Below are 18,645 nucleotides of genomic sequence, written 5' to 3' on the forward strand. Positions count from 1 at the left end.
GCTGGTCAAATCCCCATCAGCTGGCTGTCGGCGCTGTGAACGCCGAAGACGTCGCGCATTGCGTTGCAGATTTCTCCATGCGTGGCGTAGAGTTTGACCGCTTCAAGGCAGGGCGGCACCATGTTCGCGCCGGTGCGGGCGGCCTCGCGGACCTTTTCGAGGGCGGCATCGACGGCGGGCTGGTCGCGGCGGGCGCGCAGGTCGCGGACCTTGCGGATTTGCTCCTCCTCCATTGCTTCATCGAGGCGGAAGATTTCGATCTCGCGCTCTTCATCTTCGCGGGTGAGGTGGTTTACGCCGACCCATTTGCGGCGGCCCTCCTCCACGTCCTTGTTGCGCTCATATTGCTCGCGGCCGAGCGCGCGCTGGATATAGCCGGTTTCGATGGCCTTGAGAGCGCCGCCCATGGCGAAGATCTTGTGCATTTCGGCGAAGGCGGCGTCTTCCATCTGTTTGGTGAGGGTTTCGACATAGTAGGAGCCTGCGAGTGGGTCGATCGTCTCGGCGACGCCGGTTTCGTGGGCGACGATGTGCTGGATCGCGGCGCCCACGCGGATGGCGTTTTCGGCTGGCAGGGCGTGGGCTTCGTCATAAAGCGGTGTCGTCATCGCCTCCCCCGCTCCGCCGAGCGCGCAGGCGGTTGCCATGATGCCGAGGCGGGCGATGTTGTTCAGCGGCTGCTGGAGGGTGAGCGCGATGGTGGTCGGGGAGGTCATCATGCGGATCTTGAGCGCTTCGGGCTTACTCGCGCCGTAACGCTCCTTCATCAGCCGCGCCCAGCATTTGCGGAAGGCGCGCAGCTTGCAGACGCCTTCGAAGAAATCCATGTCCACATTGACGACGAAGTGATTGATGTAGGGCGCGACCGTGTCGATATCGAGCCCGCGCCCCAGCACCGCGTCGATATGGGCGCAGGCGATGGCGAGCGAATAGGCGATCTCCTGCACCGGGTTCGCCTTGGCGGGCTGGAGCTGCGCGGAAATGATCGAGATCGGCGCCCAGTTAGGGTGGTTGCGGATGATATATTCGATGCAGTCGGTGGCGATCCGCAATCCATGTTCGGGCGGATATATATAGCGGCCGACGCAGGTATATTCGATCAGGATGCCGTTCACGATGTGGAGGACGAAGTCTTTTGGGTCCACGCCCTTCTTTTCCAGCGCCGCGATGATCATGGCGAGGTTTACGGGCTGCGGCGCGTTGCAGACGCTCATCAGATATTTGAGCTTGTCGAAGGGGAGATCGAAGGCCTTTTCCAGGTCTTCCAGGCTGTCGAGCGCCATCCCTGCCCGGCCGACTTCGCCCTCCACGATGGGATCGTCGCTGTCATAGCCGTTGGTGGTGGCTAGGTCATATTCGAGGATCAGGCCGGACAGGCCCTGGTCCAGCATGTAGCGGGCGCGCTTTGCCCAATCCTCGCCTTTGCCGAAGCCGGTGACCTGGGTCATCGTCCAGAAATCGGTGCGGTGGCCGTTGGGGCGGGTCGAGCGGGTGTAGGGATATTCGCCGGGGAAGCCGAGGTCCGCCTGATAGTCGAAGCCGATCGCGTCGAGATCAGCGGGCGTGTAGAGCGGCTTGATCGGCCATTTGAGCGCCTGCGTCACGAATGGGTCGCGGCGCTCGGGGCGGTCGCCCATGGCGGGGCCGCGCGTTTCCTGCTGCCAGCGCGCTTCTTCCTGAGCGATCGGATCGGCGGAAGGCGTGATGGGTCCGGTCGGGCGATTCATGGGGGCACTCTCCTTGACCATATTGCTATGCGGCGGGGGCGGGTGCGCAAGGTTCGCTGGAGTGAAAGCGCATGATTGTCGCATGATCTCGTAATATTTCGCGCTATGTGATAAGCGGTGCCCATGGATGCCATTTCGATCCGGCAGGCGCGCGAGAGCGCCGACATTGTGCGGCGATCGGCGCGGCTGGATGGAGCGGTGGTCGAGATTTGCGCCTATCCCGAAGTGCGGGAAGAAACCGTGCAGATGGTCGAGGCGCAGTCGGTCCTGATGCTGGGGCTGTCGCGGCTGCTGACCGGGTCGGAGGGGCGGAAGGCGGGCGATCCGCGCCGTCCCTTTGGGCGCATGGGGGCGCTGGCGCTGCGGCCTGCTGGGGTGCCGATGGAGTTTCATGTGGCGCAAGGCGCTTTCGATACCATCCGCATCCGCTTCGATGACCAGCGGATTGCCCCGGCGCTGGCTGGGATCGGTTTTGACGATGCGACGCTGAGCGCCTGTTTCGACATGCACGCTCCGCCGATCGAGGAAGCGATGCTGCGGCTGGCGGCGGAGGTGGAGCATCCCGGCGGCGACAGCGCGGATGTCGGGGAGGCTTTGGTGCGGCTGATCCTGCTCGACCTGCGGCGGTTTCTTACCCAAGCGGCGGAGCGCGCGGGGCGGCGGCGTGGCGGGCTTTCCGCGCGAGCGCTGCGCATCGCGCTGGCGATGATCGACGCGCCTGGTGATGCACCCTCGATCGATGCGATGGCGGAGCGGTGTGGGATCAGCCGGGATCATTTCATTCGCTGCTTCCACCATAGCACGGGGATTAGTCCCGGCGCGGCTATCCGGCGGCGGCGTATCGATCGGGCGAAAGCGATGCTGACGGAGGACAATGGATCGATTGAAGAGATTGCGCGGGCGTTGGGCTATGCTGGGGCTCCGTCCTTTACGGCAGCGTTCCGGCGCGAGACGGGGCGGCCGCCGGGTGCCTGGCGGGCGTTGATGCGGTAGGAGAGAAATATACTCAACCTCCGTTCGGGCTGAGCTTGTCGAAGCCCCTCACTTCCTTTCTGATGTGCGGACTATGAAGAAGTAAGGCCCTTCGACAAGCTCAGGGCGAACGGGGGAGAATAGGTTTTGAATCAGCAATGAGTGAAATCGACTTCACCGCCACGGTCATCGCATCCTGCCCAGTATCGGGCGGGCGGTTCGAGCTGGTGGAATGGCATTGGCCCGACATGGTGAGTTTCGAGCAGACGCAGCAGCAACTGATGCTGGAAATGTCGCTGCCTCCGATGGCGGCCGACGCGTCGGCTTACTTCCCGGATATCGACCCTGAACGGCGCTGCTTCATGGGAGCGTTGTTTGTCCGTCATCCGGGCGTGGCGATCGGCGGGCGATCGGAAGGCAGGCAGATCCGCGTGATACGGTGCCTTTTCGATGAGCAGCATGGGGCGGCGATCGTGGGCGGCGGCGAGCCTTCACTGTCGTTCCTGCAGGGACTGCTGAATATTCGTAACGATGCGCTGCGTAGCCTGATGCGGCTGACCCATCGGGAGTTGATCAATCCGATTGATCGGTCAACCGAGGCGATGGAGGCGCTGTTCCAGCTGGTGCGGGTGGAGCTGGGCCGCGTGTTCCATCAGGCCGCGGGTGCGGCGACGGCCAGCCGCCTCGCGCCCTGGCAATTCCGCCGTATCCGCGAGCGGATAGAGGCAGGCGCGCCGATGCCCGGCGTTTCTGAACTGGCTGCCCTGTGCGGGATCAGCACGCGGCATCTGCACCGGCAGTTCCTGGCGCTGACCGGCAAGACCATTTCAGACTATATCGAAACCTACCGCATCGAGCAGTCGAAGCTGCTGCTGGCGCGCGGCGATGTGCCGATGAAGCAGGTGGCCGAGCAGGCGGGATTTTCTCACGGCAACAGCTTTGCCCGAGCCTTTCGCCGGGCGACGGGTTTGTCGCCGCGCGAATATCGGCAGCGGTCGGCGGCTTTGATGAAGTGACGCGGAGGACTGGTTTGGAGCCCTCCGCTCCCTCGTTACCAGCGCAGTTTGAGCGAGGTGAAGCCCATGACCGGGCCGCCGAAGACGGACTCCGCGTCCTGATCAGGGTCCAGTTCAAATTCGGGGATTTGCCGCAGCCACTCCTGTAGCGAGATCATGATCTCTCGCTTGGCGAGGTGCGATCCAATGCAACGGTGCGGCCCTAGTCCGAAGGTCACGTGATTGTTGACCTTGCGATCAAGGTCGATCGTCTGCGGATCGCTGAACACTGATCGGTCACGGTTGGCCACTGTGTTGGGCAGGACCACGCGGTCATTGCGGCGGAACTGCACGCCCTTGAACTCACAATCATGCGTGACGCGGCGATAGATGTTGGAGACCGCGTTGATGCGCATCAGTTCCTCGATGGCGAGGAGGAATGCGGATGGATCGTCCAGCCGGTCGCGGAATTTCTGCCGCGCGTCGGCCGATGTCGCGAGGTAGCGCCAGACATAGGTCATGGTGTTCGTGACCGTATCCAGCCCCGCGACGAAGAGCAGGAAGCCGCAATTGATGATGTGTTCCCAAGGGAAGGGATTGCCATCCGCATCCCGTGATTGGACGACGGTAGAGGCTATGTCGGTGCCGGGATTGCGCTCCTTCTCCCGGAACAGTTCCTCCAGCACGTCATAGATTTCCAGCAGGTTTGCCGCCCTGATGTCCGGGTCGGTGCTGCGGAAGAAGGTGTCGGAGATGCGCAGGAATTCGGGCAGGCGCTCTTCGGGCAGGCCGAACAGTTCGAGGAAGGTGCCGGTGGGGAATTTGGCGGCATAGTCGCGCACAAAGTCGCACCCGCCATTCCCGGCGAAACCGGAGATGAGGCGTTCGGCGCGGCTTTGCAGGCCATCGGTCATCCGGCGGACGGCGAGCGGCGTGAACATGGGAGCCAGCAATTTGCGGAACACGTCATGCTGTGGCGGATCGACGCCATTGGGCTGAAGAACCGGATAGGGTTCGAGCGGGGGAATCTGCGCCTTGTGCGTCGAGAAAATCTCGTGATTGCGATAGGCTTCGGCGATGTCGGCGTAGCGCAGGAACACCCAATGGCCGCCATTGCGCGGCGTGTAGAAGATGGGCGGCGCACCTTTTTGGATAAGGCCGTGCCAAATCTGCACCGGATCGGACACGTCCGCAGGCATGTCGAAAAAGTCGAAGTCGCGGATCAGGTCTTCAGGGACATGGGTTGGCGCGGCGGGGAAATAGGTGACGGTCATGCCGCCGTTCCCTTTGCGATGCGGAGCGCGCCTTCGGGGCAATTGCGTACGGCCAGCCGTACCTTTTCCTCAAGCTCCGGGGGGAATTCGGGCTGTTCTATGACGACCTTGCCCTCAACCGCGTCGGTGGAAAACACCTCCGGGCACAGGTCTTCGCATCGGGCGTGCCCCTGACATTGGGCAAGATTGGCAACCACTCGCATTGAGGCAGACTCTCCTGATCTTCGTTGCCGCCTTTTACCAAATCGGTGATCGGGGGCCTATTGTCGCGACGGAGCAGAATGCGTCATCAGGAACAGATCAGGACATTGGTACTGGTTGCCGGTCAGAAGATGCCAAAGGCTTTCAGGCGGTCGAGCATCTGGGTTTCGCCCGTCGCGCTCACATCCACCGGTTCGAACTCAAGTTCGATCATGCCGTCATAGCCGCCAATCGCTTTAAGGATCGCGGGCCAATCTAGTTCGCCAAGGCCGGGATCGACGCGATCGGGGACGTCGGCGAACTGGATAAGGCCGGTCTCCTTTGCGCAGGAGGCGAAGGATGAGGGCACATCATGGCCCATCATCGCGACATGGCCGGTGTCGAACAGCAGGCGGACTGATGGCATGGCGACCGCGCGCACCATCTCTACCGTATCCTCCAGCCGATCGAGCAGGAGGCCGGGAATGCGGCTGGGGGCGATGGGTTCGACAAGCAGGGTCAAACCGCTACGCGCGGCTTTTTCGGCGTAGCGCTTCAGATTCTCCGTCATCGCACGGATTTGCACCTGGCGGGGGCGCTGATTGTCGAGGCCAGCCACGCAGACGACGCTGCCGCCGTTGAAGCGGGCGGCGATCTCGATGCTGAGGTCCACGCTGCTGCGCAGATGTTCGAGGCCTGCTTCATCCTCGGCGCTCCAGACCGGCTGGTTCCAATATTTAAGGTCGCTGAAGCTGGACAAGATGAGGCCGCGGCTCGCCATCCGATCGGCCATCGCGACTTGCTCAGCCTCGGGCCGCAGCATCAGGAACAGGTCCTGCACGCCGCGAAAGCCATGATCGGCAAGCGCGTCGATCTGGTCGAGCGGGCTGTTGGACCGCGCGAGATGCGCGAGCATCGGTTGGTCGGGTGAGCTAAGGCCCAGATGACCGCCGATGGGCCAGCGGGCGGTCATTGCGTCACCGAGCGGGCGAAGTCGAGCAGCGCCCGGTTGAAGGCTTCGGGTTGCTCCTGCTGCACGAAATGGCCCGCTTCCGGGACGGCGATGATCTCGCGCAGGCCCGGCACGCGCTTTCGCAGCCTTTCCTCCCAATCGGTGAAGAAGCCGAAGGACGGGTCCTTTTCGCCATAGAGGAACAGGGTGGGCGTTTCGACGTCATGGTCAGCCCATTTTTCGCCGATGCGCCAGTTGACGTCAGCGGTGCGATAGCTGTTGAGGCCGCCGATGAAGCGGAGCATCGGGTCGGCGGCGACATATTCACTGACGAAACGGTCGAACTCTGCTTGGCTAAGCCAGGGCCAGGGGAGCGGTGGTGCGGGCGGCAGGACGTCGAGATAGCCGCTGCCGACTGACGAGACCGTTTTCCAGCTCCAGAGGTCGCCTTTTGATGAGAGGGCGTAGAAGAGGCGGGCGAGGAATTCGGGGGCTCGGTCGGCGAGTTCGCGTTCGGCGGGGCCTGCTTCCATGAAATAGTGGAAGTGGACGAAATGCTCGGCGGCCATGGCGGCGAAGCGTTCGCTGGGGAGGCGATCCGGTGAGGACGCCTCCGGTTTGGGGGGAGCGTCGGGGGGCAGGCGCGGGGCGCTGCCGAGCATGGCGCGTCCGGCCATGTCATAATCATAGGGGATGGTGGCGATGAGGCCCGCCACTCTTTCGGGAGCGCGCACGGCAAGGTTCCAGGCATATTGCGCGCCGAAATCCTGGCCGACGATCACGGCCTTGTCCGCCTCATAATGGTCGAGCAGGGCGATGAGATAGGCCTGCATCCGGTCAGCGTCATAGGCGGACGGATCGGTGGGACGGTCGCTGCCGCCATAGCCGAGGCTGTCGATGGCGACGGCGCGGAAGCCTGCCGCTGCGAGCGGCTCCATCTGGTTCCGCCACGACCAGGCGAGGCCGGGGAAGCCGTGGATCATGAGGACCAGCGGCCCCTCCCCCTGCTCCACCGTGCGCAGCCGGTAGCCGCCTGCGTCGATAAGTTCTTCTGTCATAGATGGGCATCCTCTTCCCCGCGGGCGATGCGCCAGGCGAGGCCTGCTATTTCTCCGGCACGCGCGCCGTGGATGGCGGCGGCTTCGCTTGATGCATTGCCGCTGATCGCGCGGTGATAGACGCCCTGGCGGATGGCGGCGTTGCGGAACATGGCGAAGGCGAGGGCGTAGCGCCAATGGGCGGGGTCGATGGGGCCTGCGCCGCTGCGCTGTGCATAGCTTTGCAGATAGTCCGCTTCGGACGGGATGCCGAGCGTGGGCAGGTCTGCGTCGGACAGGCCGCGATAGCCTTCCTTCGGTACGCGCCACGCCATGAGATGCTGGGCAAGGTCGGCGAGGGGATGGCCGAGGGTTGAGAGTTCCCAGTCGAGGACCGCGATGATGCGGGGTTCGGTGGGCGCGAAGATCATATTGTCGTTGCGATAGTCGCCATGGACGATGCGGCTGGCTTCGAGGCCGGGATCGTTGGCAGGGAGCCAGTCGATGAGCTGCTCCATCGCGTCGATCTGCTGCGTCTGGGCGGCGCGATATTGCCTGGTCCAGCGGGCGACCTGCCGGGCGAAATAATTGCCGGGTTTGCCATAGTCGGACAGCCCGACTTCGGCGGGGTCGATCGCATGCAGAGCGGCGAGGACGCGGTTCATCTCGCCATAGATGGCGGCGCGATCGGAGGGCGTGAGATCGGGCAGGCGCGCGTCCCAGAAGTTGCGGCCCTGCGCATAGGCCATGATGAAGAAGGGCGTGCCGACGATGCTCGGGTCCTCGCACAGGGCAAGCGGGCGAGCGACGGGGACGGCGCTATCCTTCAGCGCATCGGTGACGCGATATTCGCGCTCGATCGCGTGGGCGGAGGGGAGCAGCACGCCATCGGGCTTGCGGCGCAGGACGAAGCGGGGTTCGCCGTCCACCGAGAGGAGATAGGTGGGGTTGGACTGGCCGCCTGCGAATTTTTCCGCAGCTATCTCACCGTCCGCGCCCGGCACATGGGCGCGAAGCCATGGACTGAGGCGGCTGGTGTCGAGCGTGCGGACGTCAGTCATATTTCGCAAGTTCAAGGCGGCCGAGCTGATGGCGGTGCACCTCATCCGGGCCATCGGCGAAGCGGATCTTGCGGGCGTGGGCATAGTAGCTGGCGAGGAAGAAATCCTGGCTGATGCCCGCCGCGCCATGGGCCTGCATCGCCCAATCGATGACCTGACAGGCCATGTTGGGGGCCGCGACCTTGATCATGGCGATGTCGGCCTTCGCCACCTTGTTGCCGACCGTGTCCATGCGGTGCGCGGCGTGGAGGGTGAGCAGCCGCGCCTGATCGATCATGATGCGGCTGTTGGCGATGCGTTCGATGATGACGCCCTGTTCAGCGAGTGGCTTGCCGAAAGCGACGCGGCTCTTCACGCGGCGGCACATCGCTTCGAGCGCCCGCTCCGCCATGCCGATCATGCGCATGCAGTGATGGATACGACCGGGGCCAAGGCGGGCCTGCGCGATCTCGAACCCGCGCCCTTCGCCGAGCAGCATGTTGGAGGCGGGCACGCGGACATTCTCGAAGAGGATTTCCATATGGCCATGAGGCGCGTCGTCATAGCCGAGCACGGTCATGGGCCGCAGCACGGTGATGCCGGGCGTGTCGCGCGGCACGAGGATCATCGACTGCTGCTTGTGCTTGGGCGCTGTCGGATCGGTCTTGCCCATGAAGATCATGAGCGCGCAGTCCGCCTCGCCCATGCCGGAGATCCACCATTTGCGGCCGTTGATGACATAGTCATCGCCGTCGCGCACGATTGAGCTTTCGATATTGGTGGCATCAGACGAAGCCACCTGAGGCTCGGTCATGGCGAAGGCGGAGCGCATTTCGCCCGCCAGCATGGGTTTCAGCCAGCGTTCCTTATGCTCGTCGGTGCCGAAGCGTTCGAGCGTTTCCATGTTGCCGGTGTCGGGCGCGGCGCAGTTGAAGACGGCGGGGCACCAGTGAACGCGACCCATTTCCTCGCACAGCGGGGCGTATTCGAGGTTGGTGAGGCCCGCGCCATGGGTGCTTTCGGGGAGGAACAGGTTCCAGAGACCCGCTTCCTTCGCCAGCGGCTTGAGGTCATCGATGAGGGTGACATGCGCCCAGCGGTCGCCGGTCGCCACTTCCTCATAATAGGCTCGCTCATTGGGATAGATATGCGCGTCCATGAAGGCGCGCAGGCGGGCGAGCAGGTCGGCGGTCTTCGCATTGGGTTCGTAGCTCATGCGTAGAAGCCCCTGCCCTGCGCCGCATATTGGACGAGCAGCGGCGCGGGAGTCCAATAGGCGTCCCCCTGTTCGGCGCGGAATTTCTCGATCGTCGCCAGCAGCTTGTCGAGGCCGATCTGGTCAGCCCAATGCATCGGGCCGCCGGTATAACTGGGCCAGCCGAGGCCGTTCACCAGCGCGACGTCGATTTCGTGCGGGCGCGGCACGATGCCTTCGCTCAGCAGCTTCGCGCCTTCATTGACCATCGCGTAGAGCAGGCGTTCCCGGATTTCATCCTCGCCAATCTCGCGCAGGGTGAGGCCGTGGCGCTCCGCATGGGCGGCGATCATTTCGTCCGTCAGCGGGTTGGCGCTGGCCTTGCGGTTCTCGTCATAGCTGTACCAGCCCGAGCCGGTCTTTTGCCCCAGCCTTCCGGCGGCGACCATCTGTTCGGGGAAGTCGGCGCGCAGCTCGCGCTCCGTCGCCGTGGCGGCGCGAGCCTTGCGCGCGGCCGCCTGCACGTCGAGCCCCGCAAGGTCGCCAAGCGCGAACGGCCCCATGGGGAAGCCGTAGGACAGCAGCACCTTGTCGATGGCGGCGGGCTTTGCGCCCTCCTCTACAAGGAAGAAGCCTTCGCGGGAACGCTTCGACAGCATGCGGTTGACGATGAAGCCGTCGCACACGCCCGACAGGACCGGCAATTTGCCGATGCGCTTGCCAAGCGCCATGATGGTCGCGACAACTTCGGGATCGGTCTTGGCGGCGCGGACATTTTCCAGCAGGCGCATGACATGGGCGGGATTGAAGAAGTGCATGCCGCATACATCTTCTGGCCGCCCGGACGCCTCAGCCAGCGTGTCGATGTTCAGGAAGCTGGTGTTGGAGGCGAGGATGGTTCCGGCGGGCGTAACCTCGCCGAGTTTGGCGAAGACGGCCTTCTTGATGTCCAGATCTTCGGTCACTGCCTCGATCACCAATTGCGTTGGCGACAGGTCGCGGGGGTCGTCGCTAGTGGTGATGAGGGCGAGGCGCTTGTCCATCGTCTCCTGCGACATGCTGCCCTTCGCGACGGAGGAGGACCACATCTTGGTGATGGCCTTCATCGCGGCGTCGATATTGGCCTGGTCGAGGCCCACGGCGATGACGGGGATGCCGACGCTGACGACCGCCATGACGATGCCGCGTCCCATGACGCCGAGGCCGATGACACCCACCCGTTCGATGTTGCGAGTCTGGGTTTCGGGTGCGAGGCCGGGGATGCGTGCGACTTCGCGTTCGGCGGCGAAGAGGTGGCGCAGCGCTTTTGACTGCGATCCGTGCATGCATTCGCGGAAGATCGCCAGTTCCTTTTTCACCGCCTCGTCGAAGGGCAGTTCATAGCCGAGGCGCATCGCCTCCAGTGCGCGCAGCGGCGCGGTTTGCCCGCGCATCTTTTTGGCGACGGTCTTGCGCGCCTCTTCGAACAGCGCCGGATCGTCGGCGGGCATGGGCAGGGTGGAGGAACTGCGCGGCCCCTTCCCTTCAGCCACCAGCTTTTCCGCAAAGCTGCGGGCTTCGGCGGCAAGGTCGCCGCCAGTCGCAATGGCATCGATGAGGTTGGACTTCAGCGCATCGTCGGCGCTGATCTGATTCCCCTCCGTCACCAGCTTGATCGCGGTGGCGAGGCCAGCAAGGCGCGGCGTCCGCTGCGTGCCGCCGCCGCCGGGCATGAGGCCGAGCTTCACTTCGGGGAAGCCGAATTTCGTGCCCGGCGCGGCGATGCGGTAATGGCAGGCGAGCGCAACTTCGAGGCCACCGCCCAGCACCGTGCCATGGACGGCGGCGACGATCGGCTTCGTCGAATGATCCATCATTTCCATGACCAGCGGCAGGCCCGGTTCAGCCATGGGCTTGCCAAATTCCTTGATGTCCGCGCCCGCGATGAAGGTCTTGCCTTCGCAACGGATGACGAGCGCTTGCAGGGCAGGATCGGACTCCAGCTGGCGGATGGCTTCGGACAGGCCTTGGCGCACGCTGGCGGAGGTGGCGTTGACGGGGGGATTGTCGATCACCGCTTCGGCGATCGCGCCATGGATGTGGAAGCTGACTGTTTCGGACATGAGGGGTTTCCTGTTCAGGACGCGGGCTGGAGGGTCAGGAGCACTTTCCCCTTCACCTTGCGCTTTTCGAGATGCTGGAGCGCGGCCACTGCGTCAGGCAGAGGAAAGCGCGTGTCGATGACGGGATTCAATGCGCCTTCAGCGAGCCAGGCGAGCAGCTGGCGCATGTTGGCGCCCTGCACGACCGGATCGGCGCGGACGCTGTTGCCCCAGAGGACGCCAACCGCTGACGCGCTTTTGAGCAGCAAAAGGTTCGCCGGAATGGAGGGGATGTCGCCACCGGCAAAACCGATGACGAGCAACCGGCCGCCCCATGCGAGGCTTTTCACCGCCGTCAGGTTCATCGGGCCGCCGACAGGATCATAGACGACATCGACGCCCTTGCCATCGGTGAGCTGCTTGATGCGTTCGCGCAGATCCTCCTGCGCATAATCGATCAGTTCGTCGGCGCCCTGCGCCTTGGCGAGCGCGAGCTTTTCGGCGCTGGACGCAGCAGCGATCACGCGCGCGCCCATATGCTTGCCAAGTTCGACGGCGGTCAGGCCGACGCCGCCGCCCGCGCCCAGCACCAGCAGCGTTTCGCCGGGCTTCAACTGGGCACGGTCCTTCAGCGCATGATAGGAGGTGCCGTAGGTGATGGAGATGCCCGCCGCGACCTCCAGATCGACGCCCTCGGGCACCGGCCAGACCTGCGTCGCGGGGACGCGCACCTGCTCGGCAAAGGCGCCGCTGCCGGTGAAGGCGATGACGCGGTCCCCGGCGGTGAAGCCTGTAACATCAGGTCCAACGGCGGCGATGCGCCCCGCTGCTTCACTGCCGGGAACGAAAGGCAGGGCTGGCTTTGTCTGATATTTGCCCTGCACGATCAGCACGTCGGGATAATTCACCCCGGCGGCCGCCACGTCGATCACCACTTCCCCCGGCCCTGCTTGAGGCTCGGGGAAATCGCCATGGTGCAACTCTTCGACCGGCGCGAATGCGCTGCAGATCATGGCTTTCACATCACTCTCCTTGAACACACCTACCGGGCGTGCATGACCTGATTAGGCCTTTGGAGGCGATGCTACCATTTCGTATTTCCGACGCATGACGTCAGAAAAACTGACGGATAGGCGATTGGAGAAGCTATTTTCCTGATCCGCCTATCTGCTTGCCCCATTGTCGGGCAAATTCGTGAAAGGCGCGGCAGGCTTGAGGCTGCTGGGTGTCTCGGCGGCTGACCAGGCTTACGATGCGGGTGAAGTGCAGTTCCGGCACGGGCAGCTCGACCAGCTCGCCGCGCGCCAGTTCATCGGCGACGGTCAGGCTGGACAGGCAGGCGAGGACGGCACCGTCGCGGACGATGCGCTTGATCGCTTCGACGCTTTCGCCTTCGAACACGATGTTGAGCGAGTTCATGGATTTGAGCGTTTCGACGGTGAAGGAGATGCGTTCGCTCGACAGGGTCTTTTCCAGCGCCCATGGCTGGTCAGCGAGGTCCGCGAGCGGCACCGCCCGGCGTCCGGCGAGGGGGTGGTCAGGAGCGGCGCACACGACCAGCCGGTCGCGCAGCCATGGCTCCGCCTCCAGATAGCTGCTGTTGACTGGCGCGCCGACGAAGCCAACGTCCAGCGCCATGTTGCGCACCCCCTCCATCACTTCATGAGACGGCATGATGCGCATTTCCACCCGGACGCCGGGGTGCAGGCGCATGAAGGCCGCGCAGAGGCCGGGCAGCACATAGTCGCCCACGGGAACCGCTGCCCCTATGCGCAACCGCCCGCGCACTTCTTCCGGCAGGGAAAGGGATTCAAGGTCCGCGACCTGCACCAAGATGCCGCGCGCCATTTCAAGGATCGGGCGGCCCCGGTCGGTCAGCAGCATGCGTCGGCCCGACCGGGCGAACAGTTGCACGCCCAGATGGGTTTCCAAGTCCTTGAGCGACATGCTCGCCGCCGAGGGGCTGAGCCCGATCTCGTCAGCCGCGCCCGCCACGCTGCCGGTGCGGGCGACGGCCTCAAATACCGCGATCTGGCGTAATGTTACCCTCACGCGGCCGCTGCGATCAGCTGATCTCGCCCCGGTGCATCGCTTCGGCACGCGCCTTGAGTGCCTTGGCCGAGTCGTTGAAGGCTCGCGTCACCCAGGGACCGCAGAAACGCATGACATGGATGCCGTTGGGGCCTGTGAAGGCATCGGTCGATTGATAGCGGCACTTGTCCGGCCCCAATTCCTCAATGATCTGATCGCGGCGGGCGGGATAGGGCCAGGCTTCACTGTCAGGCAGCTCCCACGACAGGAGACGGCCCGGTTCAAACGCGCAGACATATTCGCAATTGGGCGCGAGCGAGCCCGGATTGGCATAGTTTACGAGTCGCATATAGACGGGCGCGCCCATCTCAAGCGTCGATTCCGCCCATACGCAGAAGGGGTTCCATTCGCCATAACGGGGCATGTCGGTCAGGATCTTCCACACGACCATCGCAGGCGCGTCGATTTCGATGGGGTCGGACGCGACCAGCGTTGCAGGGTCGTAGACGGCGAACGGGTCTAACCGATCGGCATTCAGGCTTTGGGTGGACATCCTCTTCTCCTTGATTTCTGTGGCCCGGCACACGCCCCGCCGCGATTTGGCGACGCGAATATCGCAGGTTTCGCGACATGACGCGCCTGTTTGCGTAGACAATAACAGGCGTCATCCTCCGGTCAATGGCATGGACGGGGGCAAATCCGGCTTGACCTGCGTATCATATTGACCAATTCAGCACGCAAGACATCATATGCGATCCTGCTGAACCGGCATATTCAGCCGAGTCCTGCGGCGTCAGCATCGCACAGCACAGCAGACGTCAGCATGACGCCCGGGAGAGACCATGGCCGACAGTTACGACTTCATTATCGCTGGCGGCGGATCGGCAGGGTGCGTGTTGGCCGGGCGGCTGTCGGAAGATCCGCGCAATCGCGTGCTGCTGCTTGAGGCAGGCGGCAAGGACAACAGCGTCTTCATCCACGCGCCCGGTGGGCTGTTGCCCATCATGTACCGCGGCATGTTCCAGTGGATGCATGTCAGCGTGCCGCAGGCCAATGCAGGCGGGCGGCAAATGTATACGCCGCGCGGCAAGGTGCTGGGCGGTTCCTCCTCCATCAACGGCATGGTTTATGACCGGGGCGCGGCGGCAGACTATGACGGCTGGCGGCAGCTGGGAAATGAAGGGTGGAGCTATGACGATGTGCTCCCCTATTTCAAGAAGCTGGAGGATTTTCAGCCCGGCGGCGAGGATGGTTATCATGGCCGGGGCGGGCCAGTGCTGGTCACGCGGCCGGGGATCAACAATCCGCTCGCCAAGGCGTTTCGCGATGCTGCGGTCGCGGCGGGCGTGCCCTATAATGACGATCCCAGCGGATCACAGCGAGAGGGCGTGGTGCCCGCCGATGTCACCGCCTCTGCCGGACGGCGGTGGAGCGCGGCGCGCGCCTATCTGACGCCTGCGCGCAAGCGGCCCAACCTGCGCGTGATCACGGGCGCGAATGTGGAGCGCGTGATCGTGAAGGAGGGCCGCGCGACCGGCGTTGCGTGGCGGCGCGAGGGGCAGCTGGAAGAGGCGACTGCGACGCGCGAGGTCATCCTGTCCGCAGGCGCCATCCATTCGCCCTGGATATTGATGCTGTCAGGGATCGGACCAGCGGATAATCTGCGCCAGACTGGGGTGCCGGTAGTGCATGACCTGCCCGGCGTAGGGCAGAACTACCGCGACCATGTGGCAGTCAGCGTGAAGCAATATTGCACGCAGCCCGTGTCGCTCTTCAACGTTTTCCATCCGGTCGTCGCGGCCAAGGCGGTCGCGAACTTCCTGCTGTTCCGCAAGGGGCCGCTGGCGAGCCCCCCGGCGGAGATCGGCGCCTATCTCAAGACTATGCCGGGGGCGGAATATCCCGATGTGAAGGTGCATTTCGCGATGGCCCTTTACGAAGCGATGGGGCGCAAGCTGATCATGGATCATGGCTATTTCGCGCATATCGACCTGCTGAACCCGGAGAGCGTGGGCGAAATCAAGCTGACCGGTCCCGACGCGTCCGCGCCGCTGTCGATCGATCCCAACATACTTTCGACGCCCAAGGACATGGCGATGGGCCGGGCGGCGATCCGGGCGGTGCGCAACATCTTCGCGCAGGCGCCGTTCGATCCCTTCCGAGGCGAGGAACTGGCGCCGGGCGCAAGCATCCAGTCGGATGATGAGCTGGATGCCTATCTGCGCGAGACCGCCATTTCCGACATTCATGCCGTGGGCACCTGCCGCATGGGGCATGACCCCATGGCGGTCGTGGACCCGCAGTTGCGCGTGCGCGGGGTTGCCGGACTTCGCGTCGTCGATGCATCCGTGATGCCACGCGTGCCCGGCGGCAACACCAATGTCCCGACCATGATGGTGGCCGAAAAGGCGGCTGACATGATCTTGAAAGTCTGACGCCCTTGCGATCGGGAAGATAAAGGAGAGGCCGATGTCTGAACTGCGTTTCGACGATAAGGTGGCAATCGTCACGGGTGCGGGAGGTGGCTTGGGCAAGGCCTATGCCGCCCTGCTCGCCGCGCGTGGGGCCAAGGTGCTGGTCAACGACCTTGGCGGCAATTTCCAGGGCGAGGGCAAGGATCAGGGCTATGCCGATGCCGCTGCCCGCGAGATCCGCGATGCTGGCGGCATTGCAGAGGCCAATGGCGAAAGTGTCGCGACATCGGCGGGTGCAGAAGCGATCGTGCAGGACGCGCTCTCGCGATGGGGCCGCATCGACATATTGGTCAACAATGCGGGCATCGTCAGTGCATCGGGTCCGTTGTCGACTGTGACCGATGAGCAGTGGGACAAGGACATGGCCGTGTCGGCCAGCGGCACCTTTTACCTGTGCCGCGCGGTATGGGGCGGCATGTTGGAGCGCAATTCCGGGCGGATCGTCAACATCTCGTCCGGATCATGGTTCGGCATGGGCAGCGCGGTGCCCTACCCCGCCGCCAAGGGTGCGGTTTGGGCCATGACGCGCGCGCTGGCGTCCGCGACGCAGGCGCAGGGCAAGGACGTCAAGATCAATGCCGTCATGCCGATCGCGGGCAGCCGCATGACGCAGCTTATGGGACCGGAAATTCACGGCCTGATGGAGCGCGACTTCCCCGCGCGCGCGGTTGCGCCGGTGGTGGCGATGCTGGCTCATGACAGCGCGCCCTGCAATGGCGAGATGTTCACGGCAGGGGGCGGCGGCTATACGCGGGTGTTCGCAGGTGTCACGCGGGGCTATCGCGCGACGGACAAGGACTGGACCCCTGAAACGGCGCTTGCACAATTTGACGCAGTGATGGACACGAGCGGCTTCCACATCCCCGCAGGATCGATGGATGAAGCCGCCCTCTATACCTCGGACGTGCCCTGGGACGCGTTCAAGGCCTATATTCAGTAGTTTGATCAGCAAGGAAGAGCAGGAATCATGACTGGCAGGTTGCAAGACAAGGTCGCCATCGTCACTGGCGGTGCGCGTGGCATGGGCGAAGCGACAATCCGCCTGTTCGCGCGCGAGGGCGCTAAGGTGGTTATCGCCGACGTGCTGGAAGCCGAAGGCCAGGCATTGGCCGCCGATATTGGCGATGCCGCGATGTTCCAGCGCCTCGACGTGTCCGACGAAGGCAGCTGGACCGCGCTGGTCGATGCCGTGATCGCCCGCCATGGCCGGATCGATGCGCTGGTCAACAATGCGGCGGTCGTGGCTTTCGGCCCCATTACCGCTCTCAGCGTCCAAGACATCGACCGCGTTCTTGGCATCAACGTCAAGGGCACGATGCTGGGGATGAAGCATGTCGGGGCGAAGATGTGCGCCGCCGGGCGCGGATCCATCGTCAACATATCGTCGGTGGACGGCCTTCGCGGCGTCAATTCGGTTTCGCTCTACAGCAGCTCCAAATGGGCGGTGCGCGGCTTTACCAAGAGCGCGGCGCTGGAGTTCGGGCATCAGGGCGTGCGCGTCAATTCGGTGCATCCGGGCGGCGTCAACACCGCCATGGGCAACCCGCAGGCGCTGGAAGGCGACGCGAAGAATTACGGCTATGAGCGCGTGCCGTTGCAGCGGATCGGCGAGCCCGAGGAAATCGCAGCGGCCAGCCTGTTCCTCTGTTCCGACGAGGCCAGCTACATCTGCGGCGCTGAACTGGCGGTCGATGGCGGCTGGGCAGCGGGCTATTACCACCATTATCTGCCCGCCGCCCCCGCATCGCTAAGCTCGATATGATCGCGGCACGATTTTTGGAGAAGCATGGACATGACTGAAGAAGAAAAGCTCTTTTCGGGCGGCGTCGCCGTCATCACCGGCGCGGGCGCTGGCATCGGCATGGGCTTTGCCCGCCGCTGCGGCCAGATCGGCATGACCGTCGTCGTTACCGACATCGACAAGGGCCGTGCCGACAAGGTTGCCGCCGAGATCATCGCGGCGGGCGGCAAGGCCGAGGCCATCCAGCTTGACGTGTCAAAGCCCGAAGCGCTCGACGCGCTGGCGCAGGATGTGTTCGACCGGCATGGCGCGGTTCGCCTGCTGATCAACAATGCGGGCATCGAAACCATCGGCAATGTCTGGGAAATCCCGACCGCCCGCTGGGAAACCACGCTGAACGTCAACATCCATGGCGTCGTCCATGGCGTCCGGGCATTTGTGCCGCACATGCTGCGCGTCGGTCAGGAAGCATGGATCGCCAACCTCGCCTCGATCGGTTCGTTCGGTCAGATGCCGACCCAGACCGCCTACATCATGAGCAAGCACGCCATCCAGTCGTTCAGCGAGTGCCTCTATCTGGAGATGCAGGTCGCAAAGGCGCCGATCAACGTCTGCTCGATCATTCCGGGCATGCTGAAGACCAGCATCTTCGACGCCGATGCAGGCGTTGGCGAACCCGAAAGCGCGGCGGGTCATCGCGCCACCATGGCCCATATGATGGCCAATTACGGCATGGACCTGGACGAAGGCTGCCGCGTCTTTGTCGAGGGCCTCGCCGCGCGCAAATTCTGGATTTCGAGCCAGCCGGAAATGACCGAGCAGGCGGTCGCTGGCCGTATCGCCTTCTTCCAGGAACAGAGCAATCCGGAACTGGGCGAGCAGCAGCGCGCGCTGCTGGGTATCTGAAGCAAAGGCCGGGCGGGTTCACGCTCGCCCGGCCCTTCTT

17 protein-coding genes are annotated in these 18,645 nt (G+C 64.0%); 6 read left to right on the plus strand and 11 right to left on the minus strand.

All coding sequences use genetic code 11. The features are described from left to right. Window positions 1–5: 5 nt before the first annotated feature. Complete coding sequence (locus tag AC6JBC_RS16470; RefSeq protein ID WP_498026544.1) at window positions 6–1,727, minus strand: methylmalonyl-CoA mutase family protein; 1,722 nt, start codon at window positions 1,725–1,727, stop codon at window positions 6–8. Between the two features lie 123 nt (window positions 1,728–1,850). On the opposite strand from AC6JBC_RS16470, the gene AC6JBC_RS16475 reads away from it, so the two are divergent. Together AC6JBC_RS16475 and AC6JBC_RS16480 are read left to right on the plus strand one after the other, a co-directional pair. Then, on the plus strand, window positions 1,851–2,720 hold the full coding sequence (locus tag AC6JBC_RS16475) for a helix-turn-helix domain-containing protein (protein WP_498026545.1): 870 nt from the start codon (window positions 1,851–1,853) through the stop codon (window positions 2,718–2,720). A gap of 137 nt (window positions 2,721–2,857) precedes the next feature. Next, window positions 2,858–3,715 (plus strand): helix-turn-helix transcriptional regulator, encoded by an 858-nt coding sequence (locus tag AC6JBC_RS16480; protein ID WP_498026546.1) that lies wholly within the window; start codon window positions 2,858–2,860, stop codon window positions 3,713–3,715. 35 nt (window positions 3,716–3,750) lie between these two features. On the opposite strand, the gene AC6JBC_RS16485 is transcribed toward AC6JBC_RS16480, so the two are convergent. The 10 genes from AC6JBC_RS16485 to AC6JBC_RS16530 all read right to left on the minus strand — a co-directional run bounded on the left by AC6JBC_RS16485 (window position 3,751) and on the right by AC6JBC_RS16530 (window position 14,037). Next, the gene (locus AC6JBC_RS16485) at window positions 3,751–4,968 is read right to left on the minus strand and encodes a cytochrome P450 (RefSeq protein ID WP_498026547.1); all 1,218 of its coding nucleotides are present in this window, start codon (window positions 4,966–4,968) and stop codon (window positions 3,751–3,753) included. Beyond that, entirely contained in the window at window positions 4,965–5,171 is a 207-nt protein-coding gene (locus AC6JBC_RS16490; RefSeq protein ID WP_498026548.1) for a ferredoxin, read from the minus strand. Before AC6JBC_RS16490 ends, AC6JBC_RS16485 begins: the two co-directional genes overlap by 4 nt. A gap of 122 nt (window positions 5,172–5,293) precedes the next feature. Continuing rightward, window positions 5,294–6,121: a TIM barrel protein gene (locus AC6JBC_RS16495; protein WP_498026549.1), complete on the minus strand. Its 828-nt coding sequence runs from the start codon at window positions 6,119–6,121 to the stop codon at window positions 5,294–5,296. Continuing rightward, window positions 6,118–7,158 (minus strand): alpha/beta fold hydrolase, encoded by a 1,041-nt coding sequence (locus AC6JBC_RS16500; protein ID WP_498026550.1) that lies wholly within the window; start codon window positions 7,156–7,158, stop codon window positions 6,118–6,120. Before AC6JBC_RS16500 ends, AC6JBC_RS16495 begins: the two co-directional genes overlap by 4 nt. Further along, the gene (locus AC6JBC_RS16505) at window positions 7,155–8,198 is read right to left on the minus strand and encodes a phosphotransferase family protein (RefSeq protein WP_498026551.1); all 1,044 of its coding nucleotides are present in this window, start codon (window positions 8,196–8,198) and stop codon (window positions 7,155–7,157) included. Before AC6JBC_RS16505 ends, AC6JBC_RS16500 begins: the two co-directional genes overlap by 4 nt. Then, window positions 8,191–9,393, minus strand: coding sequence for an acyl-CoA dehydrogenase family protein (locus AC6JBC_RS16510; RefSeq protein WP_498026552.1), 1,203 nt, complete (start codon window positions 9,391–9,393; stop codon window positions 8,191–8,193). Before AC6JBC_RS16510 ends, AC6JBC_RS16505 begins: the two co-directional genes overlap by 8 nt. Beyond that, window positions 9,390–11,474 carry a 3-hydroxyacyl-CoA dehydrogenase NAD-binding domain-containing protein gene (locus AC6JBC_RS16515; RefSeq protein WP_498026553.1) on the minus strand — a complete coding sequence of 695 codons (2,085 nt, stop codon included), beginning with the start codon at window positions 11,472–11,474 and terminating at the stop codon, window positions 9,390–9,392. Before AC6JBC_RS16515 ends, AC6JBC_RS16510 begins: the two co-directional genes overlap by 4 nt. 14 nt (window positions 11,475–11,488) lie before the next feature. Beyond that, window positions 11,489–12,475, minus strand: coding sequence for an NADPH:quinone oxidoreductase family protein (locus tag AC6JBC_RS16520; protein WP_498026554.1), 987 nt, complete (start codon window positions 12,473–12,475; stop codon window positions 11,489–11,491). Between the two features lie 124 nt (window positions 12,476–12,599). Beyond that, the gene (locus tag AC6JBC_RS16525; RefSeq protein WP_498026555.1) at window positions 12,600–13,505 is read right to left on the minus strand and encodes a LysR substrate-binding domain-containing protein; all 906 of its coding nucleotides are present in this window, start codon (window positions 13,503–13,505) and stop codon (window positions 12,600–12,602) included. 13 nt (window positions 13,506–13,518) lie between these two features. Next, window positions 13,519–14,037: an SRPBCC domain-containing protein gene (locus tag AC6JBC_RS16530; protein WP_498026556.1), complete on the minus strand. Its 519-nt coding sequence runs from the start codon at window positions 14,035–14,037 to the stop codon at window positions 13,519–13,521. A gap of 289 nt (window positions 14,038–14,326) precedes the next feature. Here AC6JBC_RS16530 and AC6JBC_RS16535 point away from each other — a divergent pair, with 289 nt between their 5' ends. Genes AC6JBC_RS16535 through AC6JBC_RS16550 form a run of 4 tightly spaced genes read left to right on the plus strand, consistent with a single transcriptional unit; the run spans window position 14,327 to window position 18,605 of the window. Beyond that, window positions 14,327–15,919 carry a GMC family oxidoreductase gene (locus AC6JBC_RS16535; protein ID WP_498026557.1) on the plus strand — a complete coding sequence of 531 codons (1,593 nt, stop codon included), beginning with the start codon at window positions 14,327–14,329 and terminating at the stop codon, window positions 15,917–15,919. Window positions 15,920–15,953: 34 nt separating this feature from the next. Next, window positions 15,954–16,898, plus strand: a complete 945-nt coding sequence (locus tag AC6JBC_RS16540; protein WP_498026558.1) for an SDR family NAD(P)-dependent oxidoreductase — start codon at window positions 15,954–15,956, stop codon at window positions 16,896–16,898. 27 nt (window positions 16,899–16,925) lie between these two features. Further along, window positions 16,926–17,720 carry a glucose 1-dehydrogenase gene (locus tag AC6JBC_RS16545; RefSeq protein WP_498026559.1) on the plus strand — a complete coding sequence of 265 codons (795 nt, stop codon included), beginning with the start codon at window positions 16,926–16,928 and terminating at the stop codon, window positions 17,718–17,720. A 30-nt stretch (window positions 17,721–17,750) separates the two neighbouring features. Next, window positions 17,751–18,605, plus strand: a complete 855-nt coding sequence (locus tag AC6JBC_RS16550; protein WP_498026560.1) for an SDR family NAD(P)-dependent oxidoreductase — start codon at window positions 17,751–17,753, stop codon at window positions 18,603–18,605. Window positions 18,606–18,645: the final 40 nt, after the last annotated feature.

This window comes from Sphingobium sp. RC1 (assembly GCF_059738765.1).

What these genes read in the sequence shown, in the direction of transcription:
- AC6JBC_RS16470 (WP_498026544.1), bottom strand. Translation starts at nt 1,727, where the DNA reads ATGAATCGCCCGACCGGACCCATCACGCCTTCCGCCGATCCGATCGCT.
- AC6JBC_RS16475 (WP_498026545.1), top strand. Translation starts at nt 1,851, where the DNA reads ATGGATGCCATTTCGATCCGGCAGGCGCGCGAGAGCGCCGACATTGTG.
- AC6JBC_RS16480 (WP_498026546.1), top strand. Translation starts at nt 2,858, where the DNA reads ATGAGTGAAATCGACTTCACCGCCACGGTCATCGCATCCTGCCCAGTA.
- AC6JBC_RS16485 (WP_498026547.1), bottom strand. Translation starts at nt 4,968, where the DNA reads ATGACCGTCACCTATTTCCCCGCCGCGCCAACCCATGTCCCTGAAGAC.
- AC6JBC_RS16490 (WP_498026548.1), bottom strand. Translation starts at nt 5,171, where the DNA reads ATGCGAGTGGTTGCCAATCTTGCCCAATGTCAGGGGCACGCCCGATGC.
- AC6JBC_RS16495 (WP_498026549.1), bottom strand. Translation starts at nt 6,121, where the DNA reads ATGACCGCCCGCTGGCCCATCGGCGGTCATCTGGGCCTTAGCTCACCC.
- AC6JBC_RS16500 (WP_498026550.1), bottom strand. Translation starts at nt 7,158, where the DNA reads ATGACAGAAGAACTTATCGACGCAGGCGGCTACCGGCTGCGCACGGTG.
- AC6JBC_RS16505 (WP_498026551.1), bottom strand. Translation starts at nt 8,198, where the DNA reads ATGACTGACGTCCGCACGCTCGACACCAGCCGCCTCAGTCCATGGCTT.
- AC6JBC_RS16510 (WP_498026552.1), bottom strand. Translation starts at nt 9,393, where the DNA reads ATGAGCTACGAACCCAATGCGAAGACCGCCGACCTGCTCGCCCGCCTG.
- AC6JBC_RS16515 (WP_498026553.1), bottom strand. Translation starts at nt 11,474, where the DNA reads ATGTCCGAAACAGTCAGCTTCCACATCCATGGCGCGATCGCCGAAGCG.
- AC6JBC_RS16530 (WP_498026556.1), bottom strand. Translation starts at nt 14,037, where the DNA reads ATGTCCACCCAAAGCCTGAATGCCGATCGGTTAGACCCGTTCGCCGTC.
- AC6JBC_RS16535 (WP_498026557.1), top strand. Translation starts at nt 14,327, where the DNA reads ATGGCCGACAGTTACGACTTCATTATCGCTGGCGGCGGATCGGCAGGG.
- AC6JBC_RS16540 (WP_498026558.1), top strand. Translation starts at nt 15,954, where the DNA reads ATGTCTGAACTGCGTTTCGACGATAAGGTGGCAATCGTCACGGGTGCG.
- AC6JBC_RS16545 (WP_498026559.1), top strand. Translation starts at nt 16,926, where the DNA reads ATGACTGGCAGGTTGCAAGACAAGGTCGCCATCGTCACTGGCGGTGCG.
- AC6JBC_RS16550 (WP_498026560.1), top strand. Translation starts at nt 17,751, where the DNA reads ATGACTGAAGAAGAAAAGCTCTTTTCGGGCGGCGTCGCCGTCATCACC.